The sequence below is a fragment of the Gemmatimonas sp. genome (genome assembly GCF_044345575.1).
Taxonomy (GTDB): domain Bacteria; phylum Gemmatimonadota; class Gemmatimonadetes; order Gemmatimonadales; family Gemmatimonadaceae; genus Gemmatimonas.
The window spans coordinates 1-13,425 of sequence record NZ_JBIJAW010000063.1 but is presented as its reverse complement, the minus strand read 5'-3'; the positions used below and the strand labels follow the sequence as shown (position 1 = coordinate 13,425).

The 13,425-nt window shown below is 65.9% G+C and carries 6 protein-coding genes and 1 pseudogene; 1 reads left to right on the top strand and 6 read right to left on the bottom strand.

Features of this window, described 5'->3' with window-relative positions; genetic code table 11:
- The first annotated feature begins 192 nt into the window (after positions 1–192).
- Positions 193–2,199, top strand: coding sequence for a transketolase (tkt, locus tag ACIQ6O_RS05985; protein ID WP_396206870.1), 2,007 nt, complete (start codon positions 193–195; stop codon positions 2,197–2,199).
- A 103-nt stretch (positions 2,200–2,302) separates the two neighbouring features.
- Here the strand turns inward: tkt and ACIQ6O_RS05980 are convergent, their stop codons facing one another.
- The 6 genes and pseudogenes from ACIQ6O_RS05980 to ACIQ6O_RS05955 form a co-directional block, all read right to left on the bottom strand.
- Positions 2,303–3,508: a RagB/SusD family nutrient uptake outer membrane protein gene (locus ACIQ6O_RS05980; RefSeq protein WP_396206869.1), complete on the bottom strand. Its 1,206-nt coding sequence runs from the start codon at positions 3,506–3,508 to the stop codon at positions 2,303–2,305.
- Complete coding sequence (locus tag ACIQ6O_RS05975) at positions 3,508–6,465, bottom strand: TonB-dependent receptor domain-containing protein (protein WP_396206868.1); 2,958 nt, start codon at positions 6,463–6,465, stop codon at positions 3,508–3,510. The genes ACIQ6O_RS05980 and ACIQ6O_RS05975 overlap by 1 nt, the downstream gene beginning before the upstream one ends.
- Positions 6,466–6,662: 197 nt before the next feature.
- Entirely contained in the window at positions 6,663–8,273 is a 1,611-nt protein-coding gene (locus tag ACIQ6O_RS05970) for a hypothetical protein (RefSeq protein WP_396206867.1), read from the bottom strand.
- A gap of 17 nt (positions 8,274–8,290) precedes the next feature.
- Entirely contained in the window at positions 8,291–11,428 is a 3,138-nt protein-coding gene (locus ACIQ6O_RS05965) for a SusC/RagA family TonB-linked outer membrane protein (protein WP_396206866.1), read from the bottom strand.
- 145 nt (positions 11,429–11,573) lie between these two features.
- Positions 11,574–13,160 (bottom strand): amidohydrolase family protein, encoded by a 1,587-nt coding sequence (locus ACIQ6O_RS05960; protein ID WP_396206865.1) that lies wholly within the window; start codon positions 13,158–13,160, stop codon positions 11,574–11,576.
- Positions 13,157–13,425, bottom strand: a pseudogene (locus ACIQ6O_RS05955) (ornithine cyclodeaminase family protein); the annotation flags it as partial. The gene ACIQ6O_RS05960 and the pseudogene ACIQ6O_RS05955, both read right to left, overlap by 4 nt.

The window sequence follows — 13,425 nt, the reverse complement described above, 5'->3', positions numbered from 1 at the left end:
GATATTGAGCAACGGGAACAGCAACTCCCGTAGGACTAGCTCCCGTGGGACTAGCTCCCGTTGCGCCAGCTCGCGTTTCTGCAGCTCCCGCTTGACGCCAAGGCACCGCATTCGACGCCCAAAACGGCTAGATTTCAGGGCTGTGGCGCGTCGCTCGCGCCTCGCCTTTCGCCGACCCTCCCGGAGCTCTGCGTGTCCGCTGCGTCATCCGAGACCGTGCGTCTCGCTATCGATACCGTTCGTACCCTCGCCATGGACGCGGTGCAGGCCGCGGAGTCGGGGCACCCCGGCACCCCGATGGCGCTCGCGCCGCTCGCGTACGCGCTCTACACGAAGCACCTGCGCCACGATCCGGCCGCGCCGGATTGGGCCGACCGCGACCGCTTCATTTTGTCCGTGGGGCACGCGTCGATGCTGCTCTATGGCACGCTGCATCTGGCCGGCTACGATCTCCCGCTCGAGGAGATCAAGAACTTCCGGCAGTGGGAGAGCCTCACGCCGGGGCACCCGGAAGTGCACCACACCAAGGGCGTGGAGACCACGACCGGTCCGTTGGGTCAGGGTGTCGCCAACGCGGTGGGCTTTGCGATGGCCGAGGCGCATCTCGCGGCCACGTTCAACCAGCCCGGTCACGAGATCGTCGACCACTACACGTACTTCGTGGCCGGTGATGGCTGCCTCATGGAAGGCATCTCGCACGAAGCGGCGAGCTATGCCGGCCATCTCAAGCTCGGCAAGCTGATCGGCTTCTTCGACGACAACGGCATCACGATCGACGGCAGCACGGCGCTCACCTGCAGCGACGACGCCGCCAAGCGCTTCGAGAGCTACGGCTGGCAAGTGCTGCACGTGGCCGATGTGAACGACCTCGCCGCCATCGACGCCGCCATCGCCGAAGCGAAGGCCGACACGCAGCGTCCCACGCTCATCATCACCAAGACGCACATCGGCTTCGGCTCACCCAACCGTCAGGACACGGCCAAGGCGCACGGCGAACCGCTCGGCAAGGACGAGATCGCGCTCACCAAGCAGACGTACGGCTGGCCGGGCACGGAACCGTTCTTCGTGCCGCAGGACGCGCTGGCCCATTGGCGCGACGCCACCGCGCAGCGTGCGCAGGCGCACACCGCGTGGAACACGAAGTGGCAGGCGTATTCGGCGGCGCATCCCGAGCTCGCGGCGGAATTCACGCGGCGCATGAGCAAGGCGCTGCCGGCGCAGCTGGAACAGTCGTTCCCCGCGTTCGATGCGAAGAGTGGCAATGTGGCGAGCCGCGCCGCGAGCGGCGTGGTGATCAACGCCATCGCCAACGTGGTGCCTGAGCTGTTCGGTGGCAGCGCCGACCTCACCGGCTCCAACCTCACCAACGTGAAGGGCGCGCACCCGTTCAGCGCCGCGCAGCGCGACGGCCGCAACATCCACTTCGGCATTCGTGAACACGCCATGGGCGCGATCATGAATGGCATGGGGCTGCACGGCGGCGTGATCCCGTACGGCGGCACGTTCCTCGTGTTCAGCGACTACATGCGCCCGGCCATCCGTCTCGCGGGGCTCATGGGCGTGCAGGCCATCTACGTGTTCACGCACGATTCCATCGGGCTCGGCGAAGACGGCCCCACGCACCAGCCCGTCGAACACCTCGCGGCGTTGCGTTGCATCCCCAATCTCCTCGTGCTGCGTCCCTCGGATGCCGACGAAGTGAGCGAGGCATGGCGCGTGGCGCTGCACCACAAGCGCGGTCCGAGTGCCATCGTGCTCACGCGGCAGAAGCTGTCGTACTTCGCCGAGCCCGCTCGGGCAAAGGACGGCGTGAAGCAGGGCGCGTACATCGTGGCGGACGCTGCGGGCCACGTGCCCAACGTGGTGCTGCTCGCGAGCGGCAGCGAAGTGGAGATCGCGCTCAAGGCCCGCGAGCAGTTGAGCGGGCACGGCATTCACGCACGCGTGGTGAGCTGCCCCAGCCTTGAGCTGTTCGCCCAGCAGCCGGTGGAGTATCGCCACCATGTGCTCCCCGCCGGCGTGCCGCGCGTAGCGGTGGAAGCAGCGCACCCCATGAGCTGGTACCGCTGGGTGGGGGACACGGGCGCCATCGTGGGCATCGAAACGTTCGGCGCGAGCGCGCCAGCGCCGGTGCTCTACGAGAAGTTCGGCATCACCGCGGAGAAGGTGGCCGCGGCAGCGAAGAGTGTGATCCGCTGAAGGAGAAAGGCTCCGGGGCTCCCAGACGGGGAGCCGACCACCTGACATGACAAAGGGGAGCGTCCGGCCTTCGGACGCTCCCCTTTGCATTCAGACCGAACGCTTACTGCAGGTTCGGATTCGCGCCGATCTCCTCGAGGCTGATCGGCACGCACGTGCTACGGCCCTGTAGCGCGGTATTGCGACCCGACGCCAACCACCGGCGCAGGTCCCACAGACGCCGGCCTTCCAGCCACAGCACCGCCCCACGCTCGCGCATGAGAATGGTCCACGCCTGGTCCACCGTCGTGGCCGTCAGCGCCGGCAACGTCGATGCCGTGCGACCCTGATTGATGAGCGTCATGGCCCCGGCCACATCGTTGTTGCGCAACGCGGCTTCGGCACGGATGAGCAGCATCTCGGTACCACGTGCCAGCGCCACCGGATCGCCAAGCGTGATGTACTTGCGCTGGCGGAAGAAACGGGTGGCACCGTCCTGGCCCGTCTGGAAACCACCCGTCGCGGTGCGCACCGTGTCGTACGGCACGCGCACATCGCGATCGGCCACCCACACGGTGTTGAACACCGTGACTTCACGGCGATTGATGGTCTGGGTGGCCAGATCCATGTTCTCGCGCGTGGTGTTGATGGAGAACACCGCGTTGTGGCGGAAGGTGGCCGGCACGAGAGCGGCATCTGCCACGGCCGCGTCCCACTTGTTCTGCCAGGCGAGTACCTGCGCACGGCCAGCGAGCCCCGCGTTCAGCAGCGCCGTGTTGTTCTGAGCGCGTGCCAGCGTGATGGCGCGCGTGAACAGCGACTCGGCGCGAACGAAGTGCTCGCTGCTGGGTACCCGCCGTCCGCCGTCGATCGTCGTCTCACACACGTTTTCGCCGAGGAACCGATTGGCGAAACCGGCGTAGAGGTACGCGCGCGTGGTGAGCGGATTGGTCTCGAAGTTCGTGCCAAGCACGGTCTTCATACGCACCAGACCATTCTCCGCCACCCAACGCGCCTGCTGCATGCGCGCCCAGTCGCCGTTCACATCCTCTGGACGGATCACGCCCGTCGCGAACTGACGCTCGGCGGCAAAGTTGCCCGAGTGATTCAGTTCGAAGGCGGCCAACGATCCGCGCGTGAGATAGCTGCCAATGGCGTTCGACAGGTCACCGCCCATGCCGTTCACCAGGGCGGGCATGGCGCCCGGCGTGTTGAGATCGCTGTCGACCAGCGGGCCGGGATTGGTAACTTCGAAACTGCAGGCGGTGAGCCCGAGACCCGCGAGGGTCAGCGTGACGGCACCGCGACGGAAGTTCGTGAGGATGGGCATCAGAAGTTCGTCCTCACACTGAAGAGGAACGTGCGGTAGGGCGGGAAGTTGTAGTAGTCGCGACGCGAGAACGTGCTCGTGCGCTGGTCGGCGACTTCCGGATCGGTTCCGGTGTAGTTCGTGCTGCGGAACAGGTTGCGGCCCGCGAACGTGACGGTCATGCTGCGCGTGCGGGGCAGATACCGCTTCGGCACTTCGTACGACAGCGAGAGGTTGCGGAGCTTGAAGAAGTCCGCGCTTTCCACCCAGTAGCTATAGTCACGCTCGGATGCCGTGATCGAGCAGCGCATGCGGTCGAACGCCGTGACCGACGCGAGCGCCGACGCATCACCGGCGGCGGCGGCGCGCAGCGCCTTCTGCGCCGCGAAGCACGGCTGCCAAATGCCAAGACCGGCGTTCTGGAAGCCGTTGGCGTTGAGCAGGTGCCCACCACGCTGGAACTCACCGATCGCTTCGATCGTGAGGTTCCGGAACAGCGTCAGCGTGACCGACGGGTTGATGATCTTGTCAGCGAACGTCTGGCCGAGGAACTGGTTCTCTTCCAAGATCGGCGCTTCGAACGCGTTGGCGTTCTTCACGCGGCGACCCATGTAGGCAGGCAGCGGCAGCCCTTCCGCCACGTAGCTGCGCGACAGTGCATCGAGGGTGATGACACGGCCACCAAGATCCACGGCTTCACCCTGTACCTTCGTGAACTGCAGACGGGTCTCGAGCTTCGCCCAGCTCGTCAGATCGATGTTGCCGGTGAGCTGCGCCTCGAAGCCGCTGTTCTTGATGACACCGACGTTTTCGGGCTGGTTGGACGTGAAGCCCTGCGACGGCGGATACGCCACGTTGATGATGGCGTCGTTCGTGCGGGCGCTGAACGCCGTGAACACGAGGCCAAGGCGACCATTCAGGAAACCGGCGTCGAAGCCGTATTCGGTTTCGCGCGTGCGCTCGGGACCGAGGTTGGGATTGCCGAGCTGACCCGGCGTGAAGGCCGGCTGACCGCCCTCGGCCGCCACCGGATTCCACGTACGCGTGGCGTCGAACGCGCCCGGCGCCTTGCCTGCCTCACCAACGGCACCACGCAGCTTGAACGTTTCGACGAGATTCGTGGGCCAGAACGATTCTTCCGACAGCACCCACGAACCGCTCACCTTCGGGTACGTCTGCAGGCCGAAGCTCTGACCGAACGCACTGTTGCCGTCGATACGCGCGCCGGCCGTGATGAACAGCTTGTCGCGCCAGCCGATCATCTGCTGCGCGAACAGACCGGCGTTGATCACACGCTGCTGGTTGACGTCGGTGATCTGACGGAGCGACGCCGAGAGCAGCGTGGGCGTGCCCGGACCGGCGAAGTTGTCACCCTGCAGTTCGGTGCTGTTGAGTCGGCTGTCGAACAGCTGGCCACCGAACGACGTGGTGCCGGTGAAGTTCTTCGAGAACGTCTGCTTCCAGCTCGTCGCATAGTCGACGGTGATGAGCTGACGGTTCCAGAGCGTCTGGAAGTACTGCCCCGTGGGCGTACGCGGATAGCCGAACGGATTGATGGTGCGCTGGTCGGTGTTGTTGTAGTCGATACCGATGGCCAGACGGTTCGTGAGGTTCTCGAACGGCGTCCACGTGGCGGTACCACCCACGATGAAGTGGTCGCCGCCAATGGTGTTCGCCTTCGAGAACATCGTGTCGTTCACCACGCAGACGATGGTCGGCGTGCTGCAGCCACCACCGCGGAAGTTCGAGCCAGGACCACGCGACACGTTGAGCAGGAACGCATCGGCGCTGTTACCGTCGGAGATCATCGCCGTGTTGCGGCGCTGCCAGCTGCTGTTGAGCGCCAGCGTGACGGTCTTGGTGGGTGCGAAGCCGAGGTTGGCGCGCATGCCGCCCGTCTTGTTGGTGCCCACGCGCAGCACCCCTTCTTCATTCTCGAGGTTGCCCGAGATGGCGTAGTTGATACCGCCGCTCGCGCCACGCACACCCAGCGAATACCGGCCGATGTAGCCGTTCTTGAGCCACGAGCCGCTCTTGGGGCAGGTGGCGTCTTCGAAGGCCACGCCGTTGGCGTCCACCATGTTCGGGCCACGGCACTCGCGCACGAACATGCGGGTCGGATCGGTGCTCGGGCCGAAGTCGCCCATGGTGTTGATGCCACCGGACGCATCCAGCGTCCACGACGCCGCACCATCACGGCCACGCTTGGTGAAGATCTGAATCACGCCCCCCGACGCTTCGGTGCCGTACAGCGTGGTGGCGGCCGGACCCTTCACGACTTCGATGCGCTCGATGTCCGAGGCGGGGATGTCATTCAGCGGCGACACCGACTGACGCGACGACACGCCGGTGGGCGAGTTGCCGTTGAAGATCCGGATACCGTCGACGTAGATGAGCGGACGGTTACCCTGCGTGATGGAGTTCACACCGCGCAGGCGGATCGTACCACCGGCACCGGGCGAACCGCCGTTGGCCAGCACCGTCACACCCGTGCTGCGACCCTGCAGGATCTGCTGCGTGTTACCCACGCCTCCACGTTCGAAGTCGGCGCTGCTCACGGTCGTGACGGCGTTACCGACTTCCTTCTTGCGCTCTTCGCCGGTGGCCGTGACCACCACGCCGGCGAGCGACACGCTGCTCTTGGCCAGCGAGAAATCGACGGTGATCGTGGCATTCGCGCCGAGCGTCACGGTACGCGACTGCTGCTGGTAGCCGATGCGCCGCACGATCAGCGTCTTGCTGCCGGCCGTGAGGCTCGGCAGCGAGAAGCGACCATCGTCGCCGGTGGAGCGGCCCAACTGGGTGCCGCTGATGGTGATCTGGGCGGCCGAAATCGGCTGGCCGTTTTCGGCGTCAACGACACGACCGTTGATCGTGCCGGTTGCCTGAGCCTGCAGGGTGCTTGCGCTCACAACCAGCGATATCGTCGCTGGCAGCAATCGCTTGGCCGTCGCCCGCCAGAGTGCGGGTCGGCGCATGAGGGAAGGGGTCACAAGGAGGGAGATTGAGAGGGCAAGTTCCGGAGGAACCGGGTCGCGGCGCGACCCGAGTCCGTCGCAATGTTGTTCCCGGTGGTAGGTGAAGTGAAGGTCCGAAACGTAAAGGAGCCGCCGTCAGTCGACGGCGGCTCCCCGTACGGGCCCATGAGGCCCAGTGCGTGTCGGTTACGTGAAGCTTACGAAGGGCAACGCGCGAGCCCTGCCACAGGACAGCGCTCAGGATCACGCGCCGGGGCACTGGCCTGGCCGCCCGGGCCACCGAACGTGTACAGCGGCAACTGCAGCGTCTGCAGTTCACGCCCCGGGATGGGGAAGTGCAGCGGCGTGCCTTCCGGCAACGTGCGCCATCCGCGCGCATCGAAGAACGCCACCACACCGCTCACGCCCACGCCTTCGACGCCCTTCTCGTAGCGCAGTGCGTCCCACAGGCTGCCACAGGCGCCGCTTTCCTTGCGGGGCACGCACCCCGCCTCGTTCGGCGGGCCATCAACCGTAACCGGCGGCAGTTCGCCGTTGGCCACACGTGACCTGTTGATGAGCGGTACCGCTTCCGCTGCCCGTCCGAGGCGGATGAGCGCTTCGGCCTTGAGCAGATCCATCTCCGCCACCGTCATCGCGGGCTGCGGCCCCGACTGCCACGTGAGGTCGACCCCGTTGCGACGATAGAAGTAGTGCGAGAAGCGGTAGGTCCCACGGGCGGCCTGGAAGATGTTGTTCAGGTTGTAGCCCATGTACTTGCCCGCCGACGCAGGACCGGTGGTCCCCTGAATGCGGCGATCCTTCGTGCGCATCTGGAACGGTTGCCGGCTGTCGTTGGCCGTGGCCACCCAGTTCACCCAACCATTGGTCGAGTCGGCGGGGCCGATGAGCCAGTAGCTCGGGCGACCGAAGTCCGACGGACGACCCGCCGTACGCAGACGCGCGAGCAAGCGCTTCCAGTCGTCGAACAGAATGTCCGGCTGGGCTGCGGGGGCGAAGTCCGTCTGGATACCGGCATCGATGCGACGAATGACCTCTGTCCAGTTCACCGCCGCGCGCTCCTCCCGGGTGCGCGCCGAGTACACCAGCAGGCGCGCCGCGAATGAGTTGGAGAGACGGACGAACTGATCGCGCGTGAGCGCCTGATACATCCAGCCATCGATCGGGAACGAGATCGTGGACTGCGTGTTGGCGGTCGCGATCGCGGCATCGAGCTGCGCGATGGCGAACGTGGTGACGGCCTTGTAATCGCTGAACGTGGGCACCACACCCGCGAGCGTATCGAGGCGCGTCTTCTCGTCCACGAGGGCCGCCTTGTCGTAATACAGGCCGAGGTAGCCGTACGACAACCCCTGCATGAACTTGCCCATCGCCTTGGCACGGGCCGTGCGCGCGGGATTCTCGATGACGAGCCCACCGTCGATCGCCCTGACGACATCGCTCGCCGCCGAAATGGTGCGATAGAAGGCGTACCACGGCGCCTGGTTCACGTCGCGGCGCGCGTTCACCGGGCTGTTGTTCCACGCCTGCCGCGGTTCCGCCGAGAGCTCCAACTGGCCGAAGTCGGCGAAGCCCGAGGTGATTTCCCGCGCCATGGTGCTGAACGCCCACGACGGATAGTCGTCGTGACCGGCCACGGGCCACCAGGTACGGAACGAGGAGGCGACGAACGATTCCGTCGTGACCGGCTGCGACGTGGCGCGTGCGGCGTCGGGCCGGTTAGGGTTCACCACGTCGAGGTCCTGACAGGACGCCGCGACGAGCGTGATGCCCACCGGCAAGGCGACCTTCTTGAGTGTCTTGATCATAGGTTGCTGGTCGCCGGTCAGAAGTTGATCTCGACGCTACCCGTGATCGTGCGGTAGCGCGGATAGGAGAAGCTGTCGACGCGGTTGATGATGCTGCCGACTTCCGGGTCGTAGCCCTTGTACTTCGTGAACGTGAGCATGTTGCGGCCGATGAGCGACACCGACGCCTGCGACGCACCGAGACGGGCGAGCGCGCGCGCGAAGCTGTTCGGCAGGCGGTACTTCACCGACAGTTCGCGCAGCTTCACGAAGCTCGCGTCCTCCACGAAGTAGCTCGTGGGATCGTTGGCCGAGTAGAGCGACACGTAGTACTCGATCGGCTTCTTGAGGTCCTGCGCCTTGCCGGTCTGGTCCACATCGGCGCTGCGCTGGTACTGGTACATGCGCTGGTTGGTCTGATTGTACACGTCGCCACCAACCTGCGCGTCCCAGAGCATGAAAATCTGCAGGCTCTTCCAGCCGATCGTGTTCGACACGCCGAAACGGAAGTCGGGGTTGGCATCACCGATGCGCGTCACCGCCGCGTTGCCGGTGGAATCCGTCGCGCGGATGGGCATGCCCCACTGGTACGACTGGCTGCCGATCGTCACGGCCGGTGTGCCCCAAAGACGCTTGGTTTCGCCGTCGGTGTAGCTGTTGCCCTGGCCCACGTACACGAGCAGCCCTTCATCGTTCACGGCGAATTCACCGGCCCGTGCGCGCGCATCGGCCGGCAGGTCGTTCGTGTTGCCGATGAAGCGGAAGCCGTACATCGTGCCAAGCGTCTGGCCTGCACAGCGGAAGCCGACCGTGCCCGTCGTGAAGCAGGGGAGGTTGAATTCCGTGATCTGGTTGCGCGATCGGTCGGCCACGAGGCCGGTGCGCCAGGTGAAGTTGGGCTTGCGCACCAACTGCGCCTCGAACGTGCCTTCGAGCGTGTTGCCGGTCACCGTACCCGCGTTGCGCCACTGGTTGGCGTAGCCGAAGTACCCGGCGAGCGGCACCAGCAACAGCTGGTCGGTGGTCACCTGACGCGCGTACGACAGCTGCACCGAGTAGCGGTCCTTCACGATGGCGTCGATACCGACTTCGGTTTCCTTCGAGTATTCAGGGCGCAGGAACTTGTTGCCCAGGTTCTGCTTCACCAGGCCGCCACCTTCGATGAAGTTGAAGGTTTCGTACTGGTCGTTGAAGTCGGGACGGCCACCCGCCGTACCCTGCGACGCGCGCAGCTTGAACTCGCTGAAGAGCTTCTTGAGCGGGAACCACGCCTCTTCCGACAAGCGGTACGCTGCGGAACCGCGATAGTACCAGTTCACCTGCTCCTCGGGACCGAAGAGCGAGCTACCGTCCATACGCGTCAGACCGTCGACGATGAGCTTGCCACGATAATCGGCAGCACCGCTCACGAAGAACGAGTTGGTCTTGATCGTTTCGCTCGTGCTCGACACGAAGCGGACGGTGGCGTTGTTGAGGCTGTTCACGCCCGGCGTGGAGAACACCTGACCGGAGGCGTTGGTCACGTCGTTGGTCTCGCGCTCCACGAGGCCGCGGACGGTACTGCGCAGCGTGAAGCTGCCGAGGCGCTTGAGCAGGTTCGCCGACAGCGACGCATTGAGCGCGTTGGTGGTGCCGTTGAAACGTGAGATTTCACCGGGGCCGCCGTTGCCGAAGCCCTCGGTCTTCACGCCCTGATCGAGGAAGAAATCGTTCGAACGATCGGAGCGGTCGTACGAGAGGTTGCCGTCCACCGTGAGCCACGAGCGCGGCGTATAGCGCGCCTCGAGGCCGCCCTGCAGTCGGGCGCGATTGCGATTGCGGCGCTCGGTGGACAACACGTACAGCGGATTCTCTTCGCGACCCTCGAAATCAGGCTGGAAGATGTACGGCGTGCCGTCCGGGTCGGGCTGACGCAGGTCCACGTCGGGCGCCTGATTGATCAGGTCGAAAAACGTGTCATCGTACAGGTTCAGACGCTTCGAGCGGCTGTGATACGCGCTCACGCCGATGCTGAGATCGCTGCGCGGGCGGTGGTCGAGATTGAGGCGAAAGTCGTTCTGGTCGTAGCGGCCACTGTTGAGCACGACGCCGTCTTCGCGCTGGTTCACATACGAGAAGAACCAGTTCGTCTTGGCGCTGCTCTGGGCGATGTTGAGCGAGTTGCGGAGGAAGTTGCCGGGATCGAAGAAGCGGTCGACCTGGTCGAACGCCGTGCCAGCCTTGAAGGAGTTGTCCTGAAAGCGCGCCCAGATCGGATCGGGGGTGCGCTGTTCACGGGGCACTTCCTGACCAGCGGCGTTGACGTACGCCCCCGACTCGTTGGAGAGGAATGAGTGGTACTGGGCCCACTTCACCGTGCGGGCGAGTTCATTGCTGCCGAACTCGGAGCGCACCGTGAACTTCGTGCTGCCTTCCGCGAGCCCGGTGCCCCGGCGCGTGCGGATCTGGATGACACCGGCGGAGGCACGCGAGCCATACAACGAGGCCGCCGCGGCGCCCTTCACCACCTCGACGCTCTCGATGTCCATGGACTGCAGATCGGCGCTAGCCGCATCGAACGACTGCGATTGAATGACGCCGTCGACCACCACCAGCGGCGCGTTCGACTTGCTGATGGAGGTGGGCGTGCGCAGCTGGATATTCGTGCCGCTACCGGCCTGGCCGCTGGGAATCACGCTCACGCCGGCAATCTTGCCCTGAATGGTTTCGAGGGCATTGGTGGCAGGCACCGGCGCGTCTTCCGCTGCAACTCGTCCCACCGAGAACGGTACGCGCGTACCGCTGGCCGGATCCACGACACCCGTGGTGACGATCGCCTGCAGGTTGAGCGCGGCCGCCGCCAGTTTGAGGTCGTACGGGAGCGTCTGGCCAGCCGCAACCGCGATGTTCGCGCGCAAGACACGACGGTAGCCAAGCCGGATGGCTTCGAGGCCGTAGGTACCGGCGGGGACGCTGGGGAAGAGATACCGGCCTTCGGCACTGCTGCGCGCCTCGAGGCGCGTGGTACCACGGGAGAGGAAGAGCTGGACCGCTTGCAGCGGCTGCCCCGTTGCCGAGTCGGTCACGACTCCGCTGACGCGGCCGGTCGCGCCACCCTGCGCCTGCACCGGCGCGGGAGTGACACCACCAAGCAGCAGTGCCGCAAACGCGAACGTCGCGGCAGTTTTTTTGACCATCAGGCCTCCAGGCGGGATTGGATAGGTACGGAAATACAACTCCGCTACGTTCGCCAATCGCTACCTGTTGAGTCCAGCGTGGAAAACCCGATGACTGGGACGGGGGTGCACCGTTTCGCCCGTTTCCCGCCGACGGGACGCCGGGTTAGCGCTTCCGCAGCACCTTCCCCGCCAAGGCGTTGGTGGCCCCGCCCTCGTCAACCGCCGCGACCCCGTTCACGAATACGAAGCGCATCCCGCTGGCGAGCTTCCGCGGCTCCGTATACGTCGCTTCCTCCTTCAACTGCTGCGGGTCGAAGACGAGGACGTCGGCGTAGGCCCCGGCGCGGAGCACGCCGCGGTCGGCAAGGCCATACGTGGCGGCGACCTGCCCCGTGGCGCTCTGGATCATGCGCTCCATCGTGATCACCCGCCGATCCATCACGTACCGGCGGATCTTGCGCGGATAGGTGGCGAAGAGCCGCGGATGCCCATCGGACCCGTCACTGCTGGTCATCACCTGCGGATCCCGCATGAACGTCTCGATATCGGCTTCGGTCATGTTGAAGCTCGCCACGCCCATGTCGATGCCGCGAAGCACGAGATCGAGCGCCGCCTCTACCGCCGGCTGCCCAACCTCGGCGGCCACCTGCTTGAGCGTCTTGCCAAGGTACGGGGCCGCCTTGGCGTCGTCGCCGTCGATGAGCAGCAGCGTGCTGTCGCCACCACGTCGGCGGAGATTCTCGCGCATGTCGGCCAGCATGCGCGCACGCTGTGCCGCATCGGCGACGCGCAGCCGCAGCGAATCGCGACCGCCCGCCTGCGCCCACCGCGGCATGAGCGCCGCGCTCAATCCGGTCCCGCTCGCCGTCCACGGATACTGGTCGGCCACCACCGTGCAGCCGCGCGTGCGCGCCTCGCCCATGATGGCCAGCACGCTGTCGGCCTTACCCCACATGTCCACGCCGAGCGTCTTGATGTGGCCGATGTTGGTGGTGAGGCCGCTCTCGCACCCGATACGGATGGCTTCGCGGGTGCTCGCAAAGAGCCCGATGCTGTAGCTGCTCTCGTCTCGCTGGTGCGTGTCGTAGACCCCGCCGAACGGCTTGGCCGCGGACACGACCGCCACCACTTCGTCGGTGGTGGCATACGTCTGCGGTACGTAGAACAGGCCGCTGCCCACCCCGTACGCCCCCTCCTGCATGGCCTTCGTGATGAGCGCGCGCATGGCCGCCACCTGCTGGGGCGTGGCCGGTGCCGACGAATTCCCCATCACGCGACTGCGCACCGTGCCGAAACCGGTGAGGGCGTACGTGTTGGTGCCGAGGCCCAGCGTCTGTGACGAATCCAGCACCTGCTTCACGTCGAGCGGGCCGCGCCCGTCGGCACCCAGCACGACCGTCGTGATCCCCTGCATGAGGCTCGACAGATTGCGACGACGCTCGAGACCGAGGCGCGGTAGCCCCTCGTAGGCATGCGTGTGCGGATCGATGAAGCCAGGGGTCACCACCTGACCGCGGGCATCGATGCGCCGCCCCGCCAACACGTTGCCCGGCGATGCTCCCACGAACACGATACGATCCCCGCGGATCCCCACCGCGCCCTCGCGTGGGGCACTCCCGCTGCCGTCGTAGATGCGGCCGCCGGTGATGAGCACGTCGAGCGTGTCCTGCGCGGCCAGCGACGACGGAAGCGGGAGGAGCACCGCCGCGGCGGTGAGCGTACGGAGGGCGCGCGCGAGAGGCACCGTCATGTTCCGGGCGAAAGGTGAGCGGTCATGGCGAGGCGCGCCGCCGCGAGATCTTCGAGGGCGTGACCGACACTCTTGAACAGCGTGATGTCGTTGGCGTCGCGCCGGGCGAGTACCTCCCCGCGCAACAGGGCGCCGAGGTCACCCACAATCGCCGCCGGGGTGATCACGCCGTCGGCCAACGGCTGAATCAGATCGCCGGCTTCCGCGAGCGCACTCTTCATGTCATCCACCACGATACGCGCCCGGGCGACCGCCGCGTTGTCGG